At 36.3% G+C, this 24,879-nt stretch carries 21 protein-coding genes and 7 pseudogenes; 19 read left to right on the top strand and 9 right to left on the bottom strand.

Annotated elements, in window-relative coordinates; all coding sequences use genetic code 11:
* Positions 1-76 precede the first annotated feature (76 nt).
* From SPB_RS01920 to SPB_RS01935, 3 genes and pseudogenes are all read left to right on the top strand, one after another.
* Positions 77-668, top strand: a pseudogene (locus SPB_RS01920) (site-specific integrase).
* A gap of 457 nt (positions 669-1,125) precedes the next feature.
* Entirely contained in the window at positions 1,126-1,821 is a 696-nt protein-coding gene (locus SPB_RS01925; protein WP_003102683.1) for a hypothetical protein, read from the top strand.
* Between the two features lie 430 nt (positions 1,822-2,251).
* The gene (locus SPB_RS01935; RefSeq protein WP_003105043.1) at positions 2,252-2,932 is read left to right on the top strand and encodes an IS6-like element ISTeha2 family transposase; all 681 of its coding nucleotides are present in this window, start codon (positions 2,252-2,254) and stop codon (positions 2,930-2,932) included.
* Positions 2,933-3,146: 214 nt separating this feature from the next.
* Here SPB_RS01935 and SPB_RS01940 read toward each other — a convergent pair whose 3' ends face one another.
* From SPB_RS01940 to SPB_RS01955, 4 genes are read right to left on the bottom strand one after another with little or no spacing between them, the layout of a single operon-like run.
* A complete protein-coding gene (locus tag SPB_RS01940) occupies positions 3,147-4,070 on the bottom strand; it encodes a N(5)-(carboxyethyl)ornithine synthase (protein WP_003105807.1) in 924 nt (307 codons plus the stop codon).
* A gap of 38 nt (positions 4,071-4,108) precedes the next feature.
* Entirely contained in the window at positions 4,109-4,390 is a 282-nt protein-coding gene (locus SPB_RS01945) for a CorA family divalent cation transporter (RefSeq protein WP_050795555.1), read from the bottom strand.
* Positions 4,356-4,841: an alkaline shock response membrane anchor protein AmaP gene (gene amaP, locus SPB_RS01950; protein ID WP_254655058.1), complete on the bottom strand. Its 486-nt coding sequence runs from the start codon at positions 4,839-4,841 to the stop codon at positions 4,356-4,358. The genes SPB_RS01945 and amaP overlap by 35 nt, the downstream gene beginning before the upstream one ends.
* Positions 4,842-4,870: 29 nt before the next feature.
* Positions 4,871-5,110, bottom strand: a complete 240-nt coding sequence (locus tag SPB_RS01955; protein WP_003105238.1) for a GlsB/YeaQ/YmgE family stress response membrane protein — start codon at positions 5,108-5,110, stop codon at positions 4,871-4,873.
* 554 nt (positions 5,111-5,664) lie between these two features.
* Between SPB_RS01955 and SPB_RS01960 the strand changes: the two genes are divergently transcribed.
* On the top strand, positions 5,665-6,219 hold the full coding sequence (locus tag SPB_RS01960; RefSeq protein WP_003105478.1) for a recombinase family protein: 555 nt from the start codon (positions 5,665-5,667) through the stop codon (positions 6,217-6,219).
* A gap of 90 nt (positions 6,220-6,309) precedes the next feature.
* Here SPB_RS01960 and SPB_RS11680 read toward each other — a convergent pair.
* Together SPB_RS11680 and SPB_RS11685 are read right to left on the bottom strand one after the other, a co-directional pair.
* Positions 6,310-7,005 (bottom strand): annotated as a pseudogene (locus SPB_RS11680) (IS3 family transposase); the annotation flags it as partial.
* The gene (locus tag SPB_RS11685) at positions 6,954-7,427 is read right to left on the bottom strand and encodes a helix-turn-helix domain-containing protein (RefSeq protein ID WP_139058242.1); all 474 of its coding nucleotides are present in this window, start codon (positions 7,425-7,427) and stop codon (positions 6,954-6,956) included. The pseudogene SPB_RS11680 and the gene SPB_RS11685, both read right to left, overlap by 52 nt.
* Positions 7,428-7,745: 318 nt before the next feature.
* On the opposite strand from SPB_RS11685, the gene SPB_RS01970 reads away from it, so the two are divergent.
* From SPB_RS01970 to SPB_RS02015, 10 genes and pseudogenes are all read left to right on the top strand, one after another.
* Positions 7,746-8,069 (top strand): ArsR/SmtB family transcription factor, encoded by a 324-nt coding sequence (locus SPB_RS01970; protein ID WP_003102602.1) that lies wholly within the window; start codon positions 7,746-7,748, stop codon positions 8,067-8,069.
* Between the two features lie 14 nt (positions 8,070-8,083).
* On the top strand, positions 8,084-8,479 hold the full coding sequence (arsD, locus tag SPB_RS01975; protein ID WP_003102917.1) for an arsenite efflux transporter metallochaperone ArsD: 396 nt from the start codon (positions 8,084-8,086) through the stop codon (positions 8,477-8,479).
* 12 nt (positions 8,480-8,491) lie between these two features.
* Complete coding sequence (gene arsA / locus SPB_RS01980) at positions 8,492-10,207, top strand: arsenical pump-driving ATPase (protein ID WP_003103190.1); 1,716 nt, start codon at positions 8,492-8,494, stop codon at positions 10,205-10,207.
* Between the two features lie 113 nt (positions 10,208-10,320).
* Positions 10,321-10,803: pseudogene (locus SPB_RS01985) on the top strand (IS6-like element IS1216 family transposase); the annotation flags it as partial.
* Between the two features lie 314 nt (positions 10,804-11,117).
* Positions 11,118-11,690, top strand: coding sequence for a Dps family protein (locus tag SPB_RS01990; protein WP_002292150.1), 573 nt, complete (start codon positions 11,118-11,120; stop codon positions 11,688-11,690).
* A 144-nt stretch (positions 11,691-11,834) separates the two neighbouring features.
* Positions 11,835-12,539: a Crp/Fnr family transcriptional regulator gene (locus SPB_RS01995; protein WP_003106078.1), complete on the top strand. Its 705-nt coding sequence runs from the start codon at positions 11,835-11,837 to the stop codon at positions 12,537-12,539.
* A 228-nt stretch (positions 12,540-12,767) separates the two neighbouring features.
* On the top strand, positions 12,768-13,106 hold the full coding sequence (locus SPB_RS02000) for a hypothetical protein (protein WP_003102891.1): 339 nt from the start codon (positions 12,768-12,770) through the stop codon (positions 13,104-13,106).
* Positions 13,091-13,945, top strand: coding sequence for a prolipoprotein diacylglyceryl transferase (gene lgt / locus SPB_RS02005; RefSeq protein WP_003102439.1), 855 nt, complete (start codon positions 13,091-13,093; stop codon positions 13,943-13,945). The genes SPB_RS02000 and lgt overlap by 16 nt, the downstream gene beginning before the upstream one ends.
* Before the next feature lie 146 nt (positions 13,946-14,091).
* The gene (locus SPB_RS02010; RefSeq protein WP_003103602.1) at positions 14,092-14,325 is read left to right on the top strand and encodes a heavy-metal-associated domain-containing protein; all 234 of its coding nucleotides are present in this window, start codon (positions 14,092-14,094) and stop codon (positions 14,323-14,325) included.
* Between the two features lie 197 nt (positions 14,326-14,522).
* Positions 14,523-16,426 (top strand): annotated as a pseudogene (locus SPB_RS02015) (heavy metal translocating P-type ATPase).
* Between the two features lie 268 nt (positions 16,427-16,694).
* On the opposite strand, the gene SPB_RS02020 reads toward SPB_RS02015, so the two are convergent.
* Positions 16,695-16,931 (bottom strand): helix-turn-helix transcriptional regulator, encoded by a 237-nt coding sequence (locus tag SPB_RS02020; RefSeq protein WP_002329962.1) that lies wholly within the window; start codon positions 16,929-16,931, stop codon positions 16,695-16,697.
* 63 nt (positions 16,932-16,994) lie between these two features.
* Here SPB_RS02020 and SPB_RS11690 point away from each other — a divergent pair.
* From SPB_RS11690 to SPB_RS02045, 4 genes and pseudogenes are all read left to right on the top strand, one after another.
* Positions 16,995-18,241, top strand: a pseudogene (locus SPB_RS11690) (recombinase family protein); the annotation flags it as partial.
* Between the two features lie 172 nt (positions 18,242-18,413).
* Positions 18,414-20,408, top strand: coding sequence for a DUF4357 domain-containing protein (locus tag SPB_RS02035; protein WP_254655076.1), 1,995 nt, complete (start codon positions 18,414-18,416; stop codon positions 20,406-20,408).
* Positions 20,409-20,428: 20 nt separating this feature from the next.
* Positions 20,429-20,713, top strand: coding sequence for a YjcQ family protein (locus tag SPB_RS02040; RefSeq protein WP_002303603.1), 285 nt, complete (start codon positions 20,429-20,431; stop codon positions 20,711-20,713).
* A gap of 145 nt (positions 20,714-20,858) precedes the next feature.
* Positions 20,859-21,458, top strand: a pseudogene (locus SPB_RS02045) (N-6 DNA methylase); the annotation flags it as partial.
* 3 nt (positions 21,459-21,461) lie between these two features.
* Here SPB_RS02045 and SPB_RS02050 read toward each other — a convergent pair.
* Positions 21,462-22,619, bottom strand: a pseudogene (locus SPB_RS02050) (IS3 family transposase).
* A 278-nt stretch (positions 22,620-22,897) separates the two neighbouring features.
* Between SPB_RS02050 and SPB_RS02060 the strand changes: the two are divergent.
* Positions 22,898-24,016, top strand: a complete 1,119-nt coding sequence (locus SPB_RS02060; protein ID WP_003104316.1) for a 5-methyltetrahydropteroyltriglutamate--homocysteine S-methyltransferase — start codon at positions 22,898-22,900, stop codon at positions 24,014-24,016.
* A gap of 64 nt (positions 24,017-24,080) precedes the next feature.
* On the opposite strand, the gene SPB_RS02065 is transcribed toward SPB_RS02060, so the two are convergent.
* Positions 24,081-24,836, bottom strand: a complete 756-nt coding sequence (locus tag SPB_RS02065; RefSeq protein WP_003103296.1) for a MurR/RpiR family transcriptional regulator — start codon at positions 24,834-24,836, stop codon at positions 24,081-24,083.
* Between the last annotated feature and the right edge of the window lie 43 nt (positions 24,837-24,879).

Consider the following 24,879-nt stretch of genomic DNA (forward strand, 5'->3'; position numbering starts at 1 on the left):
TAGGCTTATACAATCAAATCAAAAAATTAGCTGAACTGACTGGAAAAAAAGTTATATTTGAAAGGTGGTAATTCATATGGTTCAACAAATCGTTCTTCCCATCAAAGATTCTAATGTCTTAAAGATGGTGCAAGACACCTTACTTGATAGCTTTCGTGCTGGTAGTCGTAACTATACAATCTTTCAGGTTGGGAAAGCGACCTTGCTAAGAGTAAGTGATGTCATGAAATTAAAGAAATCAGATATTTTCAATCTCGATGGTACAGTTAAACAAACTGCCTTTATTCATGATCAAAAAACAGGTAAAGCAAATACCTTATACTTAAAACCTGTCCAACAAGATTTACTAATTTATCATAATTGGCTAGTGCAACAAAATCTCAATTCAGAGTGGTTATTTCCTTCAACTTCTCGTCCTGATCGTTATATCACCGAGAAGCACTTTTATAAAGTCATGGCACGCGTTGGAGACCTTTTATCTATCAATTACTTGGGAACCACATACCATGCGTAAAACAGGAGCTTATAGAGTTTATACACAATCGAATTATAACATTGGTTTAGTCATGCATTTGTTAAATCATTCCAGTGAAGCAATGACACTAACGTATTTGGGTTTAGATCAAGCCAGTCGTGAAACGACATTAGACCAAATAGATTTTGGGTAATATCGTTTTTATTGATAAAACTTTATACTTTACCTTTTATGAACTAATTTCTTGAGTAAGAGGAAATATTCATTTTTGAAAAACTACCAATGTTTTAATGGCTGACTATCCTTTCCATGATACCTGGTAAAGTTTTGCTTAAATGCGATAAAAAGATAGTGAGGATATACAAATGAACCATTTTAAAAGCAAATAATTCTAACAAGCAGCCTACGCTTTCTTAAAGTCCTCGTCGTAACGTTTAAATCCTGACATAATAGTCCTTTCATTCTTGTGTCTACTTTTATAGTATAGCTCCAATTGCCTATTACTTTGTAATAGTGGACTTCTGAATTATTATGTGAGATAATTAGAAAAAAAACTTAGAGAGCTGGTCAAGACTCTTTAAAAAGTGATTAGGAATTGGCCTACATTAATTTTTATAATAATTAAAATACTTATATTTTTAGGAGAATGTATGAAAACAATTGGAAAATCAGTAGCTAACAAAATTGCTTTACTTATCGTTTTAGTCGGACTGCTTGGATTAGGTTGGTGGTATTTGAAGAACCACAATCCGTTTAATGGTTCATCTAAAACTCAATATAGCTTTGTCGTAAAGAAATTTTCAAAAGAAAATATGCTTTTAGTTGCAGGGGCAGATGTTGAAAAAACACAGAACCAAGAATTCACTAATAATGAGTTAGCAAAGTGGCCAGAATGGACAAAAGTAGTAACAAAATTTTTTGTAGGACGTTCACTAACTGCTAAAATACCTATCAAAACGGAATTTAAAATTGAACTATCTAGCATTACCCGCAAAGATATTGAGATAAAAAATAACGTACTAACATTCAAGGAACCTCTTCTGGTTAAAGTAGATTCTCAGCAAACAGGGGATATTAAAATAGATCAGTCAACTAATGGACTTGTAGATAAAGTAGTTGATGGTTGGACCTCTGGAAAAGAAGCTCAAAAATTTCTTTCTGAAAAATCTACAGAGGCTGTTTATGCGACATCCGATTATGTTTTAAATAATGAAAATCGCAAAGAAAAAGTGGCTAAGTATGCCTCACAAGACTTAGAAGATTTGCTGAATCTAAATTCTGATAGACACTTGAAGGTAAATATTTCCAAAAATGATTTAAAATTTGTCAATATAGATAAAAAATAAAAAGATAGGTTTATCACCTTCCTGTCTTTTTCCTGTCTTTTTATTTCTATTTAAAGTAATTTTTTGACGATGGCAATATTATTTATTAGTGATCATGATATCTGTTTAAAAATAGGTATAAGGACTTTCTCTTTGAAATATAACGCTATTCAAGTGCGTAAATTTGACAAAAAAAAGAAGATGTGATAAATTTTACTTAACGTATGAATTGGTTTGCGCATCATAGTGCTACCAGCAATAGAGCCTTGCCGGGCTCTATTTTTTTATAAAAAAATACCAGGTATTGCCGTACCTTGTATAAAAGCTTAATGGCGTTTTTTGTGTTTCTTACTAGACCTTTTATCGCTAAGCCAAGCTGGTTCTGTTGCAAAGTTCCCCATAACACCTGATTTATTGTAAAATGTAATAAAAAAGAATGCGAGGACAACAGATGAATCATTTTAAGGGCAAACAATTCCAAAAAGACGTGATTATTATCTCTGTTGGGTATTATCTTCGCTATAATTTGAGTTATCGTGATGTTCAAGAGATGTTATATGATCGTGGCATTAACGTTTCTCACACAACAATTTACCGTTGGGTTCAAGAATATGGTAAGCTGATCTATCAAATCTGGAAAAAGAAAAATAGACAGTCCTTTTATTCGTGGAAAATGTACGAAACTTATATTAAAATTAAAGGGAAGTGGCATTATCTCTATCGTGCAATCGACTCAGAAGGCATGACACTGGATATTTGGCTAAGACGAAAGAGAAATACTCAGTCTGCTTATGCTTTCTTTAAACGACTATACAAGCAGTTTGGGGAACCGAAAGTTATCGTGACAGATAAAGCACCATCAATTGCTAGTGCTTTTAGGAAGTTACAAAAGCAGGGGCTATACAGCGAAACTGAGCACCGGACAGTCAAGTATCTCAATAACTTAATTGAGCAAGATCATAGACCTGTTAAACGTCGAAATAAACTTTATCAAAGTCTTCGTACTGCATCAACTACGATTAAGGGCATAGAAGCATTGAGAGGCATATACAAAAAGAACCGAAGAAATGGAACGCTCTTCGGCTTTTCGGCATCTACTGAAATTAAAGTTTTGATGGGTATACCAGCATAGTCAAAGTATCAGAATGGGACTTTTGTACTCAGTATTGAAACTTTGCAACAGAACCATTCAACACTTATTCTTTTAAACTCAATTATTAAAGAATGTTCAAGGATATTTTTAGTATAAAACCCTAACTTAATGTTAGGGTTTACATTTTTAGAGGAAAACAAAATAATCTCATATTTTCCTTTTAATAATACAAAAGTTGTTTAGGTCGTATTATTTATTTTATTAAAAAACGCGAGCAGTCTTCTTTAAATATATTCTCACTTAAAATCTTACTTAAATCTTGACTCACATTTCGATAGATGAGTGATGGAGTATTAGGAACAACATAATAGTATTTTCCATCATTTTCGTAGATAGGGACATCTATACTAGTAAAATGAGATCCTTCAATAGTATTTCCAGCATCAGCTGCTACATCAATAATTAAAGTCCCTTTTTTCAATAATTTTTGTTCAGAAAGATTTAAAATTGGATCATCATCTTTCCCAATTTCAATTCCATTGATAATGATGTCGTACTTTGTATAATTTTCTTTGAAAATCGACATTGTTTTTCGATAATACATTCGGATGTTTGAGGAATATTTTGAGATACTACTAAAGGCACCCTGCGCAACATTTCCAGAACCTAAAATAGCTATTTTTGTCTCTTCAGTTGGAATAGATCCATATTGCAATAAAGCATCTATAACCCCTGCATAGCCTGCGTAAAAACTATTTTTATATAATAGACCCTTCGGAATACCTGATTCAAATATCTCATTTTCATAATAAATGCAAGGCGAGTTACTATCTAAATCTACTACAATTAACTTTTTAGGCAGAGCTTGCTCTTTCATGAACGATTGTCCTGAACCAAAAGGATGTGTCCAGCCTATAATCATCTGTCCCTCTCTAAGATGAGAATAGTCAGTAGGCTGGATGAGTTTTAGTGAGAAGATTGCTTCTGATTCCGCAAAAACTTCAGCTCTTGATAAAATGTGACATCCTTTGTCAATGTATTCTTGATCATCAATATCAAGAAATTTTCCAAACCCCTCCTCTACCAATATTTCATTTTTAAAATCTTTAATATCTTTTGGTAGAAGTGGGACTCGTCTTTCTCCAGGGAAGTTTGCTTTTACTAGGCCAATTTTCATAGTTTTTTCTTCTTTTCTTTATAATTTTATAAATTTTTCTAAAGAGATTTTTTCTTTTTTAACCAGTACCAAACTAATAGACTGATTAGAAGTGAAATAACAATTACAAGTAACGAACCATAGGGGACACCTTGAAAAGGCAACTTGAGATTTATTCCCCAAAACCCATAAGTAATTGTTGGTATTGTTAAGACAACTGTAAGCTCAGTTAATGTTTTCATAATATTGTTCAACTGAAATGAACTATTATTATTTATAATTGTATCCAAGCTAGAAAGGTACTTATTATAAGCTCTTACCAAAGACTCTAAGGTTTCCATCCTCTCTTTCCAGAACTTGGGCTTTTTGTGCCACTTCAACTCGAGGAATAATCTCACCTTTTATATCAATTTTTATCTTATTTTTAAAAAGTGAAACAGCGATTTTTGAGTTTTTAAGGTAATCATTTTCTTTTACTTTTTCACCTACAAAACCTTCAATGGCAGACTTCTTTAAAGTTAAATCTCCATTATTTGAAGTGAGTTGTACATCCATATAGGTTCGAGGATAAAAAAGGATTACAATCAAGGCGAGAATTAATATGACTATTAAAACGATGTTCCCCCAAAACAAATAGTCTATCATATATTTACCTATGAAGGGAATGTTACTAGAGGTCGTTGTCCTCCAATCATACTCCATGAAATTGTAATAATCCCACGTCATTGGTAGAACAAGCGTAAGTAAAAGGAGATCAAGGATAATGAGTATTATTTTCTTTCCAGTTGCCAAAACTCCTCCTTTCTAGATCCTAAGATCTACTAATTCATTTTAGATAGGACGAAAGATGCAACAGCAACCACAATGACCGCTCCAATAATGGATGGTATTAATGCCATGCCAGCAAGCGAAGGTCCCCAAGTTCCAAGTAAGGCTTGACCTACAAAAGATCCAACTAACCCTGCTAAGATATTAGCAATCCAGCCCATTGAACTTCCCTTATTTGTAATCGCACCAGCGATTAATCCGATTAATGCACCAACAATTAATGACCAAATCATAAGCCACCTCTTTCTAAAGATTATAATATGTTTCTTACTTTAATCTAACACATTTAGAAAGCGCATTCAAGGGATATGATTCCTTTTTTTATTTAATAACACCAGTAGTTGTGGTATGACGTTAAGTCAATTTATTAGAGTCTATGTCAGAGTAGATTGAATCATCGAGGACTCTCATATCAAGCGTTAATTTACGATTTTCTGCTACAATTTTAAGCATGTTATCTTCATAGGGTTTAACAGAGCCACTTTCAATCTTGGTTGCACGTCGAATTAAGTTATCAATATATTCAGCTTAAGCACTTGTAACAGTTGTATAGTGAGGAGTGGTTACCGCTCATGGACCACTATCAAATAATAAGACATAAAATGAGCTATATTTTTTCAATATTTGAGTGTTCAGAAAATGGTCATTTTATGGACACTCTTCTTTTCTTATTAAATTTCTCAAAATCGTTTGCATTTATTGTCCATTAACCCGTAATCTATTCTATGTTCATTTATACATATATTTTTAAGTTATGATACAATAAATTAAAATGAAGGAGAAAAAAATGAATATAGGATACGCACGAGTTTCAACTGGACTTCAAAATTTGGATTTACAAAAAGATAGTCTCAAAAAATATAACTGTGAAAAAATATTTACTGACCATATGTCAGGAAGTAAAAAAGAAAGACCTGGTTTAAAATCCGCCATCGAATTTTCTCGTTCTGGAGATACAATTGTTGTTTGGCGGTTAGATAGATTAGGAAGAAATATGGAGGACTTAATTAGCATAGTTAATTCACTTAATGATAAAGGAGTAAGTTTCCATAGCTTGCAAGAAAATATTACAATGGATAAATCAAGTTCGACTGGACAATTGATGTTTCATTTGTTTGCGGCTTTTGCGGAATTTGAGCGAAATCTTATTTTGGAGCGTTCTGCCGCTGGTAGAGAAGCTGCACGTGCAAGAGGACGACTTGGAGGAAGACCTGAGAAATTTTCGGAGCAAGACGTAAAGCTTCTTAAAACCTTGGTAGAAAGTGGTACGCCGATTAAGTCGATTGCGGATTCTTGGGGAGTGTCAAGAACAACGATTTATAGATATATTAATAAGTTTTAGAATAAACTTAATACAAAAAATCAGATTATCCGCATAAATACAGTATTTAAGGACTATTCATCAATCAAAAAAGCAATTATTTTACCACGAATTTACCATGATTGAATGAGCCTTGATATGACAGCAAAAGAACATAGATTGGATTATTTTTTTTGATTTGAGCTTAAAGACATAGTTTTTCATCTGATATGCCCACCCTTGGTCAGAGTGGAAAGTACGACGATAGAGACAATCAGAAGTCAATTCTAAAGCCTCCTGAAGTGCTGTCGCAATGGCTTGATAGGTTGGTTGTTTAGAGATTTCATAGCTAATCACTTCGTTGTTGAAAAGGTCAAGATAGGGGTTGAGATAAAGCTTCTTTTGAACCCCTTTATCGTAATATTTGAACTCAGTGGTGTCAGTCGTTATCTTCTGATGTGGTATAGAAGTGTTAAATCGTCTGTGGAGCTTGTTCTTAGCCACAGTCCCAACTTTACCTTTGTAAGAGTTATATTTACGAGATTTATGCCAAAAAGTAGTCACACGAAGCCCAAGTTTTTTCATCAAGCGCTGAACTTTCTTGTGATTAACATAAATTCCACGTTGTTTTAATAGCTCAACCATTGGACGATAACCTGCATTAGTGTGTTCTTGACGTATTTCAAGCATGACTTGCTCAATCATTTCGTCTTTATTAGGACGTTCAAAACTATTGACCCAGTAGTAATAAGTTGCTTTAGAAAGTTCAGAAATGGCTAAGAGTTGCTTAAGTGGGAACTTGAATTCTCGTCGGAGTTCACAGACCACTCGGGATTTTCCCTCTTGTGTTGTTCCTGCCGTAATCTCCTCAGCCCTTTTAAATATTCAACTTCCATTCTTAAATTAAGATTGTCGTTTTGAAGCCTAGCAAGTTCTTGCTCTGTTTCATTCACCACATCTTTCGCTTTCTTAATACTTATTTCAAGCAATTCAGACTCTTTTCTAGGTCGCCCCTGAACATTAGAAAAGGCAAATTCCCCTTTTTTGCGATAATTTGACACCCATCGTGTAAGAAGTGGCGGATTATTCATTCCCAATTCATGAGCTAGTTCTCTATATGACTTTTCACTTGTTAGATATAAGTTTACCGCATTAAGTTTGAATTGTGTTGAATAAACTGTATTTTGCCTTTTACGCTGAATTCCAACCGCCCCTAATTCTTTATAAGCTTTGACCCAACGCCTGACAATCGCTTCGTTTGTGACATGGTACTTTTTGGCTAAATAATCACACCCCCTACACCGTTATCATAATCCTGAACCACTTTTAGTTTTAGTTCAAATGAATATTTTGTCATAATAAAAGACCTTTCATATTTTTGAAAAGTCTATCTTTTGGGGGTCACTACATAAGACAACTTCTTTTTTATACGGTGAAAGGCTTTTGTTGACACATAAATTATAATTTACAATAAAAATCGAAACATAAATAGTCGTTTATGTTTGACAATACATAAACATTTGTTTATATTATATATAAACGTACGTTTATGTTTAGGAAAGGATTTTATGAATTACGAAAAAATTGTAATGAGTTTGAAGGCATTAGCTGAGCCAAATCGTTTAAAAATTGTCGACCTGCTGTCATGTGGAACAAAATGTGCTTGCGACCTATTAGAGCATTTTGATTTTTCACAACCTGCATTGTCCCATCACATGAAGGTTTTAGAAAAAGCAGAAATTATCACTGTTGAGAAAAAAGGGACTTGGAATTATTACACTTTAAGTGAAGATTTTGCTAAAGAATTCCAAAGCATGTGTATGACTCTATTCTCACATAACGAAGATACTTGTGTGTGTGGTACTGATAAAAAATGTAATTGTTCTAATTAAGAAAGGGAACTATAATGAAAAAAATTGAAATTTTTGAACCTGCGATGTGTTGCTCTACTGGAGTTTGTGGGCCGTCTGTTGATTCAGAATTACTTCGTATTACAAACCTATTTGATACATTGAAAGAGAACGAAGAGGTAAAAGCTTATCGTTTTAATCTTACAAGTAACCCTCAAGCGTTTGTGGTTAACGAAAAAGTTCTGAATCTCATACAAAATCAAGGAAATGATGTTTTACCAATCACATTAATTGATGGAGAAATTCTCAAAACCGAAAGCTATCCAACTTTTGAAGAACTTGGACTAAGCGATATTAATAATGAAAAAGGAGCTTGTTGCTCAAATTCCCAAGAAGAAGTCAAAGTAGAGGCTAATACCACATGTTGTGGTGGAAATTCTGGTTGCTGTTAATAGGGAGAAATGATGAAAGCTTACGATCCAAAAAAATTAGAATTGACTAAATATCTGTTCTTTACAGGAAAAGGTGGGGTTGGCAAAACAACGTCTGCATGTGCAACTGCAGTAAGTCTTGCGGATTCAGGTTATAAAGTAATACTTGTCAGTACTGACCCTGCTTCTAATTTACAAGATGTATTTCAAACAGAATTAACCAATAAACCAAAAGAAATTCCAGAAATTCCTAATTTAAAAGTCGCAAATTTTGACCCAGTATCTGCGGCAAATGATTATAAAGAAAGTATAGTTGGTCCATATCGAGGAATTTTACCAGACTCAGCTGTAGAAAATATGGAAGAACAACTTTCAGGTTCATGTACCGTTGAAATTGCTTCTTTTAATGAATTTGCTGGTTTCTTAACAAATAAGGATGTCAAAGATGAATTTGACTATGTCATTTTTGATACCGCACCAACCGGACATACCCTCAGAATGCTTGCTCTTCCTTCCGCATGGTCAAACTACCTGGATGAAAATGATACTGGTGTTTCGTGCTTAGGTCAACTTTCAGGACTGGGAGATAAAAAGGAAAGTTACGAACGAGCAGTAAAAACATTAGCTAACGGTGAATTAACAACGCTTATGTTAGTAACACGTCCTCAAAAAGCATCAATTGAGGAAGCCAAAAGAGCTTCTGGTGAACTTGCGGAACTCGGAATAAATAATCAAAAATTAATTATTAATGGACTTTTAACTCAAGCAGACGATGAAGTATCAAAGATTATTGCCAAACAACAAGAAGATGATTTAGAGCATTTGCCTAACTTTCTCAGTAAGTATGAACAATTCTTTATTCCACTCAGACCCTATAATGTGACTGGGTTAGATAAACTTCGCATCCTTTTAGATACAGTTCAACCCGAATTGCCTGAGATTGATTCAGAAATGAGAGAATATCCAGAACTCTCAACTGTGATTGATAATTTTGTCAAAACAGGTAAAAAAATTATCTTTACAATGGGTAAAGGTGGAGTTGGAAAAACTAATGTAGCGATTAAAGTTGCTCAAGCTTTGCAAAAGCAAGGTAAAAAAGTTCATCTGGCCACTACAGACCCTGCGGACCATCTTAATTTCTACTTGGGAGATACTTCTGGACTCTCATTAAGTCATATTGATGAAGAAAAGGAACTTCGAGAATATAAAGAAGAAGTTTTAAGCAAAGCAAGAGAAACAATGTCAGGCGATGATTTTGACTATGTTAAAGAAGACTTGGAATCACCATGTACGCAAGAAATTGCAGTCTTTCGTGCTTTCGCTGAAATTGTTCAAAAAGCAGATGATGAGATTGTAGTAATTGATACTGCGCCAACTGGTCATACCCTCTTATTACTTGAATCAACTCAAAGCTATGCGAAAGAAGTTGAACGAACAAGTGGTGAAGTTCCAAAATCAATTCAAAAACTTTTACCAAGATTACAAAACTCTGATGAAACAGAAGTTTTGATGGTGACTTTACCAGAAACCACTCCAGTTTATGAATCAATGCGGTTAGCAGATGATTTAGATAGAGCAAATATTGCACATACTTGGTGGTTAGTAAACCAAAGTATGAGTGCAACTCATACCTCGAATGAAGTTTTGAAAGCACGTGCATCAAATGAAGTAGAATGGATTAATAAAGTTGCCAAACTTTCTAATCAACACTATGCAGTAGCTAAATGGCAAGCTGACTTTGAAAAATAAAGGAAATGATTATCCTATGAAAATTATTATAATTGGTTCGGTTCTGTTGCAAAGTTTTAAATCTACTATCAAATAAGGTAGAATAATAGAAAAAGATAGCAGGAGGAATGACGATGAATCATTTTAAAGGAAAGCAATTTCAGCAGGATGTGATTATTGTAGCCGTGGGCTACTATCTTCGTTATAACCTTAGCTATCGTGAAGTTCAAGAAATCTTATATGATCGTGGCATTAACGTTTCTCATACGACGATTTATCGTTGGGTGCAAGAATATGGCAAACTACTCTATCAAATTTGGAAAAAGAAAAATAAAAAATCCTTTTATTCATGGAAAATGGATGAAACGGACATCAAAATTAAAGGAAAATGGCATTATTTGTATCGAGCCATCGATGCAGATGGTTTAACCTTGGATATTTGGTTACGTAAAAAACGGGACACACAAGCAGCCTATGCTTTTCTTAAGCGGTTAGTGAAGCAGTTTGATGAACCGAAGGTTGTAGTCACAGATAAAGCCCCCTCTATTACAAATGCCTTTAAGAAACTAAAAGAATACGGCTTTTATCAAGGGACAGAACATCGTACCATTAAATATACTGCAAGGCAAGACATTTGGTAATTGAAGAATAACAAGCAAAAAAATAGCAGTCAGGTCTCTTGACAAAGTATAGTTGCTATTCTTTTTTTAGGCCCTACTTTAATGAAATTTTTGTTTGGAGGGAACGACTTCATTCCTTTGATTATTTCAGTTGAATTTAATAGAGAAGCCTGGCGTCTATTAAGAAATACTTTTCTTGATGAGCGTCAATTTTTTTAACGGAAATCTATCCTATACTAAATTCAGTAAAGAAAAAGGAGGAATCAAAGAAAGCTATTTTAAACAAACCAAAATTATAGGAGGAATAAATCATGACTGAAAATAAAGCTACTCAAGAAAGAACACCCCAAGAAAGATTGCAAGAAGAACAAGAACACAAGGAACATGTTCATCATACGAAAATTAATGCAGCGGCCATTGCGGATCATCTTTTAGGCAACATGCATACATTACATGTGAAACTGCACCAATATCACTGGTATGTAAAAGGAGCCAATTTCTTTACGTTGCATGAAAAATTTGAAGAGTTGTATAACGAAAATGAAAAATGGTTCGACAAACTTGCGGAGCGTCTAATTACTTCTGGGCATAAACCTGCTTCGACAACGGTTGAATTTGAAAAATATTCGATGCTTTCGGAAGATGCAGTTAATAAATACGCTAAAGCAGAAGACATGGTTGAAAATATTATCGAGGACTTCAGAAGCACTCGTGACCTAACTATTCGCGCGATTCGTTTAGCTCAAGACGAGGGTGACGATGCTTTAGAAGATACATTGATTGCTTTTAAAAATGACTTAGACAAGAACATTTGGATGCTGCAAGCGTTCATTGGTAAAGAAGCATTAGAAGATGATGACGCTCTTGATGAGGATGAAGATTAAGGTAAAAGTAGAAGCTGATTTAGGGATTGGAATTCTTTCCAGTCCTTTTTCCATTTTCTTGATGTGCATCAATTTTTTTGTAGTAAGAGACTTATATAATAAAAGCAGCGAATATAAACAAAATAAATAAAGGGGGAGAATGAATTGACTAAACATACCCATCATGAAATTGGCGACCACGCAGCCTGTATCCGCTTGGTTCCAATATTCAATCACTTAGAGGGTAGCGCGATGAATTACATTGCTGAAAAAGCCCACACGAAACAGTATCAAAAAGGAGAGTTTCTGTTTCGTTCACAAGAAAAAGAGGATACTTTATATATTATCAATCGTGGGAAAATCCGTATTTATCGATTGGCAGACTCTGGCAAAGAGCAGCTAGTGCGGATCTTGAACCCTGGTGATTTCACCGGAGAATGGACCTTGTTCAACCCGGATGCAGTACACGAGGAATATGCCGAAGCAACCCGAGATACCGTTGTCTGTATGATTCAGCAAAAGGATGTCCAGGATTTTCTGGAACAGTACCCCGCTATTTCTCTAAAACTGCTGGCTGAAATGTCCAAGCGGTTAGAAAATTCCGAACGCCAAACCACACAAGTGGCGGTAGAGCATGTAACTACCCGTTTAATTTTATTTTTGGCAGAAAATGTGGAACCTGAAATGGGCAACTCTCCCACCATCACCCTGCCGATGGCAAAAAAGGACATTGCTTCCTATTTAGGAACGACACCTGAGACCATCAGTCGCAAATTTGGAGAATTGGAGGACGAGGGATTGATTCAACAGCTGTCTGGGAAAAGGATCAAGATTCAGGATTTAGATGATTTATTGCTTTACAGCGAATAATCGGACACACTTTTTTTTACACGTTGGTGTTCTGTCGCTCTTCATTAACATCGGGACAGAACTCAGTGCTTTTGCTTCCATCTGTCCGTTTTTGGCTTTTTTAAGACAGAACGACCTTCATTCATTGGAAAAATAAAAGCACAAACATGGTAACCCTCAAGTTTTTTTGTTTTATTTTTCTTTAAGATAGGGTTGTCGAACAAAACGTAAAAATAAGTAGGGGTGAATGTGCATTATTTTTGGGTGATAGTTGCCATCACGTTGTCAGCAGCGGGTGCATTCTTTGTCGTCCCTTTCACCAAGAACACGATTGGCGGCGAAGCAAAAACGTCTAACGTTGTTGAGGCAGATAGGTTAGCTATGGAAAAAGAAGAGGAAGTTGTAAAAGGAGCCGGCGTAATCGGACACGGAAAAGTGGCGTATTACGAAGCGAGTGACCAGGGAGATAAAAGTGTATTCACTGTTTGGTTTCCATGGAGCTTAGCCGGAATCTTGTTCAGCATCACCATGACTAGAATGACGCGAAAAATTGAAGAAATGGAGCAAATAGAATGGAATTCGTATTAGGCGTTTTGAATCCCCATGCGGTGGAGATTGGTTCTGTTGTGATTCATTGGTATGGAGTCATTATTGCAGCGGGCATATTAGCGGCTCTCCAGTTGAGCACCAAGGAAGCAAAGAAAAAAGGACTGGAAGAGGATACCATTATCGATATGGCCTTATGGGCAATTCCGAGTGGACTCCTCGGCGCTCGGCTTTATTATGTGTTATTTGAACTTGGTTATTATCTGCAAAATCCAGGACAAATCCTTGCGATTTGGAATGGCGGCATTGCGATTTATGGGGGATTGATTGCAGGAGGGGGTACGCTATATTGGTATGCAAAGAAAAAAGGTACTTCTTTGGCACTCGTTCTTGATATTTTAGCGCCCAATGTATTGTTAGCCCAGTCCATTGGTCGTTGGGGCAATTTTATGAATCAGGAAGCTTATGGTGGACCGGTTACTCGTCAATTCTTGGAAAATCTTTATTTACCTGAATTTATCATTGAACAAATGAATATCAATGGTACCTACTACCATCCGACTTTTTTATACGAGTCATTGTGGAGTTTATTGGGCTTTGTCCTCATCGTCACTATACGGAACCGAAAACAGCTTTTGCGTCAAGGTGAAGTCGCTTTGAGTTACGTTTTGTGGTACTCAGTGGGTCGGTTCTTCATTGAAGGTATGCGAACGGACAGTTTATGGATTGGCGAGTGGATCCGCGTTTCGCAAGCCTTGTCTCTGGCCCTGTTTATTGGCGCGATTGTAGTATGGTTTATACGCAGACAAGATTATCCACCAATTTCTTATTATTCTGATGGCAATAAGGGGCAGAAAAAGACTATTAAGATGGTGAATTGAGTAAAAAGATAAAAAGAAGTGCAAAACTTGATATGCGTCAATTTTCGTTTGCTAAAAGGGAGCTATACTACAGTTGTAAAGAGGAAAAGGCAGTGTTCATTAATCTGCTGCCGATAAAATAAAAACACATAAAGGAGATAGGAATTATGGAAAAAGCTATATTGCAATTAGAAACGTTGTCTTGTCCAAGTTGTATGCAAAAAATTGAAGGTGCTGTGAAATCAGTTAACGGTATTGATAAAGACAGCATTAAAGTATTATTCAACTCCAGCAAAGTCAAAACCAATTTTGATTCAGCTGTCACTTCGATTGAAGAGATTCAAAAAGCTATCGAAAACGTAGGCTATCCGGTCCTTAAAGCAAAAGTCAAGGCCGCTTAACAGATTAAATGAACTAGGCAATTCTGGAAGAAAAACTATTTTTCCAGGATTGCTTTTTATGTTGCAATCCGATTCGAGGTGCTTAGAAACGATAAAAGAGAACTTTCTAAACTTGATGTCAGTCAATTAATTACTTAGGCAATTATCTTATACTGTGTTTATCAATAAAAGAGAAATTAAATTTGGAGGGAAAAAGCATGCAACAATATATATTAAGCAAGAAAAATGTTATCACCGTCATCAGTGGATTGTTAATCGTACTCGGTTTCTTAAGTCACTTTGTTTTAGAAAACGTAGGACTTTCAGAGTGGTCTTTGATCATCGCCTCTGTCTTTGGGATTACGCCAATTGCCATTCAAGCGTTTCAAGCAATGAAAGTCAAAGTCATCAGTATTGATGTCTTAGTCAGTATTGCAGCGATTGGTGCGCTTTTTATTCAAAATTATGAAGAATCGGCTATTGTCACGTTCTTATTCTTATTCGGACACTACTTGGAACAACGAACATTGAACCAAACGCGATCTGCTATCAAAGAATTGACTGAAATGGCATCCGAAAGCGCCTTGAAACAAATGGATAATGGCGAATTTGAAGAAGTAGAAGTGGATGATGTAGATGAAGGGGATATCTTGCTCGTTAAAACGGGTGCGAAAGTTCCAGTAGATGGTACAGTCCTTACGGGTGAAGGGCATATCAATGAAGCTAGCATTACAGGTGAAGCTGTTCCGGTCAACAAGCTAGCTGATGCAGAAGTTTTTGCAGGAACCATTTTAGAAAACGGAACGATTCAAATCAGAGCTGACCGAGTTGGTGAGGACACCACATTTGGAAAAATTATTGAACTCGTGGAAGAAGCACAAGATTCTAAATCCGAAGCGGAACGGTTCATTGATCGCTTTTCTAAATACTACACACCAGCTGTCTTGGTTCTGGCAATTGTTGTATGGGCGTTCAGTCAAAATATTGAGTTAGCAATCACCATCTTGGTTCTAGGTTGCCCAGGCGCATTAGTTATCGGAGTGCCTGTCTCAAACGTTGCCGGTATTGGGAATGGTGCTCGTAACGGTGTTCTTTTAAAAGGGAGTGAAGTCATTCAAGACTTCAGCAATGTGGATACAATTGTATTTGATAAGACAGGTACTTTAACTGTCGGAAACCCAACCGTTGCAGCGACTGAACTGTATGAAAAAGATCCTGCTGAAACGCTTGGCTATCTGGCCAGTGTGGAACGGGAATCAGATCATCCATTAGCAAAAGCGGTCTTAAATCAAATTGGAGAAACAAACTTTTATCCTGTTGAAGGAACTGAAGTCGTGAAAGGCGGCGGAATCGTTTCAAGTGTAGCTGGACATAGAGTGGCTGTTGGGAATGTGGCCTTGATGGAAAAAGAAAATGTCACTCTCAGCAAAAAAGTGCAAAAAGATGTCAAACGGTTTGAACAACAAGGGAACTCTCTCGTTTTGACAGCGGTCGACGGTGAATTAAAAGTACTGATGGGCATTCGCGATCAAGTCCGTCCGGGTGTGAAAGCTAATTTGCAGGAATTAAAAGACTTGGGCGTGAAAAATCTAGTCGTTCTTTCAGGAGATAACCAAGGAACCGTTGATGTGGTCGGCGGCGAACTTGGTTTGACCGAAGCTCACGGCCACATGTTGCCGGAAGACAAATCGGCTTATATCGGAAAACTTCAACAACGTGGTCAAATTGTAGCCTTTGTTGGAGATGGCGTTAACGATAGTCCGTCCTTAGCTTTAGCAGACATTGGAATCGCAATGGGAAGCGGAACGGACGTAGCGATTGAAACATCCGATGTCGTTTTAATGAACTCAAACTTCAGAAACTTGCCTCACGCATTAGGATTAGTAAAAGCCACCGCAAATAATATGAAACAAAATATCGTGATTTCAATTGGAGTAGTGTTGGTCTTGTTGACCAGCGTCTTCTTCAGCGAATGGATGAATATGTCTATCGGAATGTGGTTCATGAAGGTAGTATCTTGGTGGTAATTTTCAATGGCATGAGATTAATGAAGTATAAGTTGAAAGGTCGAAAAGAACAAAAAGAAGTATCAGCACCTGCAGAGAAAGTAAAAATATCTTAAGAATAAATTAGAAGAGGCTGAGACAATAGTCCATCCTTGAAATGACAAAAGCGGAAACTCAGATTTTTAAATCTGGGATTTTCCGCTTTTTTGAGTTCTTGAAAAAAAATAAGAGTATAGAGTATGCTCTTTATAAAATTAATTTTCGTGTAAATGATTAAAAAACTAATAATAAAATTTAAATTCCTATTAAGTTGTAACACATGAAATTACATAGAATCGTGTATCTAGAAATTTGTATTAACAAGGTTCTTTAATTTTTTTATATTTAATCAAAGTAGAACAACTCTTCAAATTTTTTATCTAAAGCGATACATAATATCAATGCTAATTTTGCTGTAGGAACAAACACACATCTCTCTATTGAACCAATCGTATTTCTAGAAACACCGATCATATCTGCGAGTTGTTGTTGAGAAAGCCCTAATTCTCTACGGGTGTCCTTTAAATGATTTTTCAGTACTAAATCTGTCTCTTCTGAATAATTTTTATCTTGTTTACTCATATTGTTTCGATCACATACCAAACTAAGAACGCAATTCCAATAAAACCAGTAACAATACCATATACCGTTGACTCCTTAACCACGGTTCGCCAACTTAAGGAAAAGGGAGTCGAGATTTATTTTGAGAAAGAAAATATCTGGACACTCGATTCAAAAGGGGAACTCCTCATCACGATTATGTCGAGCTTGGCTCAAGAGGAAAGCCGAAGTATCAGCGAGAACGTGGTTTGTGGGCAGAGAAAGCGATTCGCAGACGGTAAGGTAACCGTCCCATTCAAACGAGATTCTTGGGATATGACATGGGTGAGGATCGAAACTTGGTGGTCAACCCTGAGCAAGCCAAACTCGTCAAACGTATTTACGGGATGTTCCTTCAAGGTAAAGCTCCTCATACGATAGCGAGGATTTTGACGGAGGAGGCAGAAACCTTGACACCCGCAGGCAAGCAGAAGTGGAATCCATCCACGATTAAATCCATTCTTACCAACGAGAAATACAAGGGTGATGCCTTACTGCAGAAGTCCTAAACCGTTGATTTCCTGACTAAAGAAAAGAAAGCAAACGAAGGTGAAATTCCGCAGTATTACGTCAAGGGCAACCACGAGGCCATTATCCAACCTGAGATATTTGACATGGTGCAAAAACAGATGGCTTTACGCACCAAGGGAAATAACCGTAGGCGTTCAACCAGTATCTTCTCAAGCAAACTTATCTGCGGAGATTGTGGCAACTTTTATGGATCTAAGGTTTGGCATAGCAATACCAAATATCGCAGAACTGTTTGGCGTTGTAACCACAAATATGGAAATGACGAAAAGTGTCAAACGCCACATCTGACTGAGGACGAAATCAAGGAAATCTTCATCAAGGCAACTAATCAGTTGGTCGATATTAAAGATGAGGTCATCAGCAACTATGAAGAAATGAAGGAGATGCTGTTCGGAACAGTTGAGCTTGAAAGCGAGCAAAGGCAACTTGAAGATGAGTTGAATGAAGTAGCCGGCTTAATTGAGGACTGCATCAAAGAGAATGTCCGAGTCGCACTGGACCAAGCGGAATATGAAAAACGATATAACGGCTTGGTTGAAAGGTTCGACAAAGCTAACGAACGGCTAGAGGAAATCAAGGCGCAAATCGCTGAACGCCAGGCACGAGGGCAACAAATCGAGATGTTCTTGAAAGACCTAGAGAAGGTTGGTGTAGTCAAGGAGTTTGATAATGACTTATTCCTTGCCTTGGTTGAAAGAATTGAGGTTGGAAGGGAGAAAGTGGTGGTGCGGTTCAAGGATGGTACTAAGGTGGAGGGATAAGTTAAATTTGGTTGAGGCACTCTTGTTTGAAGGCGGGAGTGCTGTTTTTGTGTTATTCAAGAAAGCGTTTATGTGATATAATATATCGGATAAGGTACTAGAGAAGGGTTAAGGAGTAGAAGAAATGGAATCAAATCCACGAAAACTATTAGATGAGTTTATTCCTGAAGCAATGGGAAAACAATTTGTTATCCCGGTATATCAAAGAAAATATACCTGGACGGTAAAAAAGCAGCTGGTTCAACTGATGAAGGATTTGGTTGGGCTTATTGAAGATGAGACGAATCAAAAACAGCATTTTTTAGGTACAATCGTTTACCTTGAAAATGTTGTGGATTATAAAACTGAGCGATCTATTGTTGATGGACAACAGCGGTTAGTGACTATGTTTTTGACTGCTCATGCGATGAAATCAATCTCTGAAAATGAGTACCGTGCAAGGGAAATTGATGAAACATATCTTCAAAATTATGCTGAGCAAGTTGGAAGTAGATACCGACAACGGCTATATCCTTCTGTGGCAGATGGGAACGATTATCTGATTATTGCAGAGGGCAGATATGATGAGATAAATAAAGACAGCGCCAGTAATATCGTTCAGAACTTTCTGTACTTGCGAACAGAGTTAAAGGATCTGGTCGAAGAATATACGTTTGATAGAGTACTATATGCACTGAAACGATTTTCTATTGTTTATATTAAATTAGATGACCGTGATAATGCACAGCAAATTTTTGAAAGTATCAATTCTACCGGTGAAAGATTGACTGCCTCGGATTTGATTCGAAACTTCATCATGATGGATAAATCTAATGAAGAGCAGACTACGCTTTATACTAAATATTGGCGTAGGTTGGAAGAAGTCTTTGATAATTCTAAAGGAATGGAAGACTTTTTCAGATACTACCTTGCTGCAATAACTGGGGAGTATTCAGCAAAGCATATTCTTTATCAAGCATTCAAAGACTATTGGCATAAAGAGCGCGAGGTATCAAGTGATGCCGAATTGCTCCAAAAATTAGTGCGATATGCTGGTTATTTTGCGAGACTTTACTATAACAAACCTGAAGGAAAATACTCAGAAGTATTGAGCGATTTCCAAAGTATGGAAAGTATGATGCCTGCACCTTTTGTTTTGGGATTATCTGAATGGTACTATCATGACCAATTTATCACTGAAGACCAATATATTGATGCGATTAAGGTAGTGAATGATTATCAGCTTAGGAGATATTTTAATGGGGATGATACAAGCAGAGTGTCAAAAGCATTTCCTTCATATTTGAAAAATGTTAGGAAGTACGCTAAAGCTAATGGATATGAAAATATCGTTGATATTGTAATTTATGTTCTTGTTACTAGAAATCAATCAAATAATATGGCACTTCCATCTGACAAGGCATTGAAATCTAATCTATTGAATGCCAATGCTTATGCGATGAGATTGGCCCGTTGGTTACTTGAAAAAATAGAGAATCGAGAAAATTCAGCAACACTTGATATGAGTAACTTGTCCATTGAACACATCATGCCACAGACTAGTACTTCATATTGGGAAGAGAAGTCTGGTACATCGGGGGAAGAATACACAGGATTAGTAAATACCATTGGTAATTTAACACTCGTTACAAAGCCTGATAATTCGGCCGCGGGAAATAAAGACTTTGAGACCAAAAAGAAAATCTTTGAAGATACCCTTCATATTCGTATGAATAAAGATTTGTACGAATTGACTGAGTGGACATCATCGGATATTTCTGCCAGAAGTGAAGCTCTAATCAATGAACTGATTACTATGTATCCCTATTTGAGATCGTCGGGCGACTATGAACACGATGGGAATAGGGAAATTTTCTTAGAGGCGCAAGGAATAAAGGCAACTGGGTATTTGAACGAAGACGAGACCGTGATTATACATTCAGGTTCAGAAATTTATTCTAAGATTAAAGATATTGCATCTGATTCGCTAGATGAAACTCGCCAAGAGCTGTTGGATAATGGAATCATTGAAGAAACAATTGGGGGACTACAATTTGTTCAAGATTACACTGCCTCATCTGTTTCGAATGCAGCAGCTCTGCTATTAGGGGGTAGCCGGAATGGTTGGGACTACTGGAAAGATGATAACGGAATAAGTATTAATGATTCGCTAAGAAATAAGAAATAGAGCATAGAGGTGGTGTTAGGTTGGATAAGAACAAACTAAGATATGCAATTCTTAAATTGCGTGATGAAAAAAAGAATCCTTTTATTGAGCTTAAAGGGCAAGTTCCAGAAGAAGATATTTTAGAACAAACTAAATTTCTTTCGCGCAATGGCTTACTAGAATCCATGGTTTGGGCGGATAACACTGTTCATATCTGGGGGAGTGTTTCTCTGGAAGGGGAAAAATATTTAGTTGAAAACTCAGGTCTTGCTAAGGCGTATGCATTGGCAAAAGAAGTTAAAAATTGGATTCCATTTTGGGGCTAAGATAAGTTTTTAAACGGAGAAGGTAGCAAATCATAATTGGTTTGTTGCCTTTTTTGATTGCCCAAAAAGAAAAATGACAAAGTATAGAGATAAATGACATAGTACACGGGAAAAATGACATTGTATCACCGACAACGTCTAAATAGATCCTGCGATGGGATCAGGTTCTTTGATGCTTAATATCCGTCGCTATCTCATCAATCCAAATCAAGTGCACTATCATGGACAAAAGTTAAATACGACGACCTTTAACTTAGCACGTATGAACTTAATCCTTCATGTAGTAGATAAAGAACGCATGAACCTGAATAACGGGGACACTTTAGACGCTGATTGGCCGTCAGAAGAGCCTTATCAGTTTGATTCTGTGGTCATGAACCCTCCTTACTCTGCGAAATGGTCAGCGGCAGATAAGTTTCTCTCTGACCCTCGTTTTGAGCGTTTTGGAAAATTAGCGCCTAAATCTAAAGCGGACTTTGCCTTTCTCCTTCACGGTTTTTACCATTTGAAAGAATCGGGAACAATGGGGATTGTCCTGCCTCATGGCGTTCTCTTTAGAGGAGCTGCAGAAGGAACCATTCGTCAGGCCCTTTTAGAAATGGGAGCCATTGATGCGGTCATTGGCTTGCCGGCCAATATCTTTTTTGGAACGAGTATTCCGTCAACGGTTATTAATTTGAAGAAAAACCGTTCTCGGCGTGATGTCTTGTTTATCGATGCTTCTCAAGATTGGACTAATGTCAAATATTTAGACACAAAATGAGCTATATTTTCTTAAAATAATTTTCTTCTTTCTGATTTGGAGTTAAACCATTGTTGGCGGAATGAGGATTATAATTGTTATAAAATTGTTCGATGTATTCAAAGCAAGAGAGTTGAACTTCTTGAATGGAGTGATAAGTTCTGCGATTAATTTCTCGTTGTTTAAGATACTTGAAAAAGACCTCAGTGACGGCATTATCATAAGGATATCCAGGCTTGGAGTAAGAAGCAAGCAATTGATGCTCATCTAATAACTTTCTAAAGGAAGCTGATTTAAATTGGCTTCCTTGATCCGAATGAAAAATAATTGGTTCCTTAGGTTTCCTCTTATTTATAGCTATTACTAAGGTGTCACAGGCGAGTTTGGCATCAATCCTATCACTTACTTTCCACGCAATACATTTCCTTGAGTAGAGGTCAAGAATAGCACAGAGATAAACATGTCGCTTAGGTCCTATAGAGATATAAGTGAAATCTGTTGTCCAAACTTGATTTGGGGAGTTCGGGTTAAATTCTTGTTTAAGCAGATTATCAGAAGAAAATACAGGAGATTTATTTGATTTAAAACGAGGTTTGATGGTTGACATTTTAGGGAGTGTCATAGACTTGAGAAGTCTTAAGATACGGCCTTCAGAAATATTAACGCCATAATCACGCAGAAGAATGATTTTAAAAGCTCTCGTTCCAATTCTTTTCTTGGTTTTCATATAAATCTCAAGGAGTAATTTTCTCAAGCGTTGATTTTCCACTTCACGCTTCGAAGGCCTCTTGTTTATGAAGTTATAGTAGGTGGAACGATTGACATGTAAAACACGACAGAGCATAACTGTCGTGTGTTCAAATCGGAGTCTATAGATGGCTTTCAATCTTACTTGGAGTTTTGCATGAATATGGCACTCGCTTTTTTTAAGATCAGATTTTCTTCCTCTAGTTGGGCATTCCTTTTTTGTAATTCTTGAATCTGTTTAGCAGTCAACACCGTATTATCTTCAAGACGCACTTGAGAGTGCTGCTTAATCCATTTTGCAAGTGCAGAGGAAGATACCCCATAATCTTTACAGAGTTCAGTTTGTGTTTTACCAGTTTGATAGAGATTAACGAGCGATTGTTTGAAATCCTCGTCGCAACGTTTAAAACCTAACATAAAAGTCCTTTCATTTTTGTGTCTTAATAGACAGATTATAACACACAATTTTCTGTCCACTTTTATAGTATAGCTCCAAAAGGAAATACACTTGAGCTAGAAAATCGGGATGATATTTCTTTGGTATGATTCATTTTTTAATGAATGAATTCATACCATAGGTTGTTATCCTAGTTAAAAGATATAACCAATAACTATATCAAATCATTATAAATATATAATTTACTCTTATAGTATTTTTTGGTAAACTATTTAAAAATTTATATGAGGTGATGTCTATGGTTAAGAAGTATTTTGAACATGTTGGTTCCTTTTTACGTCCTGAGGAATTAAAGGTAGCGAGACAACAATTTGATAATGGTGATATTTCCAAAGAATTATTAAAAGAAGTTGAAGATAAAGCTATTATAGAGTTGGTGAATAAACAGGTTGCGGCAGGTCTTGATAAAATCACTGATGGTGAGTTTCGTCGATCTTACTGGCATTTAGATAATTTTTGGGGATTCGATGGTGTATCACATGAGCATTTTGGTCGTGGTTACCTATTTCACGATGAAGAAACTCGAGATGATACCGCTGTTTTGCGTGGGAAATTAGGGTTTACAAAAGAAAAGCATCCTTTTATCTCTCATTTTGAGTTTTACAAGAAAATAGCCGATAATAAAGGAGGTGAAGCCAAAATTACCATTCCAGCTCCAGCACAATTTTTGGCGGAATTGGAACGAGGTAAGAATGCTAATTCTATCGGTGATTTTTATCAAGATAGAGGCTCATTTTTAACGGATATAGCGAGAGTGTACAGGGAAGAAATTTTAGCACTTTACGAAGCTGGTGCTAGAACAATTCAACTGGATGATTGTACATGGGGCATGTTAATTGATGAAGATTACTGGCAAACAAGACAAAGAGAAGGATTGAGTAAGCAAGATGTTATTGAAGATTACCTTTTTGTTAATAATAATGCCATCAAAGATCTACCAAACGATTTGACGATTAATACACATGTATGTAGAGGAAATTACCATTCAACTTATGCTTCTAAAGGGCCATATGATGATGTTGCGGAAGCCTTCTTTGCTCGAGAAAATGCAGAGACTTATTTCTTGGAATTTGATGATGACCGTTCTGGAGGTTTTGAATCATTAAGCCATTTACCAAAAGAAAAAGTTGCAGTTTTAGGACTTATTACTTCAAAAAATGGGAAATTGGAGGATAAAGAAGCTATTATCAAACGAATCCAAGAAGCTAAAAAGTATCTGCCGCTAGAAAACTTATGGTTATCAACGCAATGTGGATTCGCATCAACTGAAGAAGGTAATATCCTAACTGAGGATGATCAATGGAAGAAACTAGCTTTAGTTAAAGAAATTATTGATGACGTTTGGAAAGAAGATTAAGTTAACTTGAATAGAAATTTTAAAACACCTGTGCTCAAGCATAGGTGTTTTAAAATGGTTAGCATTACGCTTTCATATTTACTGCTAGAGTATCTAAAAGTAGCCTCATAATAATATAAAGTGGCAGTCTTGAATGGACCTCGAAATCAGGGAAATAGGTTAATTCTGTCTTAAACCCATATAATTGATAATCCGTTAGTTTACCGAGATTTCCAGCTTGATTGGAACTAATTAAAACACTGGGTATCAGTCGTGCTTGACAGTTGCTAGCAGCATTTTGTAAAGAATGCGTTTCACCATTCAGTGAAATAAAAATGACACAAGTTCTTGTATCTAAACGTTTACTAATGGTACGAATGATATTGGGATCGGTGTAGAGTTCAGTATAGATGCCTAATAGCAATAATTTAGTTTGCATTTCTGTTCCCAATAATTCTGAAAAACCACGTGCAAAAATGATGACTTTTTCAGTTTCTAATAAGAGATCCACCACTTCATTGAGAGTTTTTAAATCGAGCATATTCAATGTTCGAGTGACTTCCTGGTAACTCTTTAAAATTGAAATCTTAGTTTCGTCATTCAATAGAGGTTCTGCTAGTATATTTAATTCATCCTGAGCATTATTCTCCATACTATGTTTAAAATCTACAAAGCCACGATACCCCTTTTTTTGAAGCGTTCTGGTAATAGTAGCGGTAGAGACACTGATAATCTCTCCGACTTCGGATATATTTAGGGTTATAATTTCTTGAAAATGCTCATTTAAATAGTTCCAAGTGTAGGCCTCAGTTTGTGTTAGCTGTTTTTTTGATGTCGTCATATATTCTCCAAAGTCAGTGTAAAGCATTTCAATATTCCTTGAA

It is taken from the genome of Streptococcus parauberis NCFD 2020, from assembly GCF_000187935.1.
In the GTDB taxonomy this organism is placed as follows: Bacteria; Bacillota; Bacilli; order Lactobacillales; family Streptococcaceae; genus Streptococcus; species Streptococcus parauberis.

Bases quoted from the DNA above. Each gene is read 5' to 3' on its own strand.
- SPB_RS01990 (WP_002292150.1), top strand. From the start codon at position 11,118: ATGACTGAAAATAAAGCTACTCAAGAAAGAACACCCCAAGAAAGATTG.
- SPB_RS01970 (WP_003102602.1), top strand. From the start codon at position 7,746: ATGAATTACGAAAAAATTGTAATGAGTTTGAAGGCATTAGCTGAGCCA.
- SPB_RS02035 (WP_254655076.1), top strand. From the start codon at position 18,414: ATGGGAAAACAATTTGTTATCCCGGTATATCAAAGAAAATATACCTGG.
- SPB_RS01935 (WP_003105043.1), top strand. From the start codon at position 2,252: ATGAATCATTTTAAGGGCAAACAATTCCAAAAAGACGTGATTATTATC.
- SPB_RS01940 (WP_003105807.1), bottom strand. From the start codon at position 4,070: ATGAAAATTGGCCTAGTAAAAGCAAACTTCCCTGGAGAAAGACGAGTC.
- arsA (WP_003103190.1), top strand. From the start codon at position 8,492: ATGAAAGCTTACGATCCAAAAAAATTAGAATTGACTAAATATCTGTTC.
- SPB_RS01945 (WP_050795555.1), bottom strand. From the start codon at position 4,390: ATGGAAACCTTAGAGTCTTTGGTAAGAGCTTATAATAAGTACCTTTCT.
- SPB_RS02010 (WP_003103602.1), top strand. From the start codon at position 14,092: ATGGAAAAAGCTATATTGCAATTAGAAACGTTGTCTTGTCCAAGTTGT.
- SPB_RS02060 (WP_003104316.1), top strand. From the start codon at position 22,898: ATGGTTAAGAAGTATTTTGAACATGTTGGTTCCTTTTTACGTCCTGAG.
- SPB_RS01925 (WP_003102683.1), top strand. From the start codon at position 1,126: ATGAAAACAATTGGAAAATCAGTAGCTAACAAAATTGCTTTACTTATC.
- SPB_RS01955 (WP_003105238.1), bottom strand. From the start codon at position 5,110: ATGATTTGGTCATTAATTGTTGGTGCATTAATCGGATTAATCGCTGGT.
- SPB_RS02065 (WP_003103296.1), bottom strand. From the start codon at position 24,836: ATGACGACATCAAAAAAACAGCTAACACAAACTGAGGCCTACACTTGG.
- SPB_RS02020 (WP_002329962.1), bottom strand. From the start codon at position 16,931: ATGAGTAAACAAGATAAAAATTATTCAGAAGAGACAGATTTAGTACTG.
- lgt (WP_003102439.1), top strand. From the start codon at position 13,091: ATGGAATTCGTATTAGGCGTTTTGAATCCCCATGCGGTGGAGATTGGT.
- SPB_RS01960 (WP_003105478.1), top strand. From the start codon at position 5,665: ATGAATATAGGATACGCACGAGTTTCAACTGGACTTCAAAATTTGGAT.
- arsD (WP_003102917.1), top strand. From the start codon at position 8,084: ATGAAAAAAATTGAAATTTTTGAACCTGCGATGTGTTGCTCTACTGGA.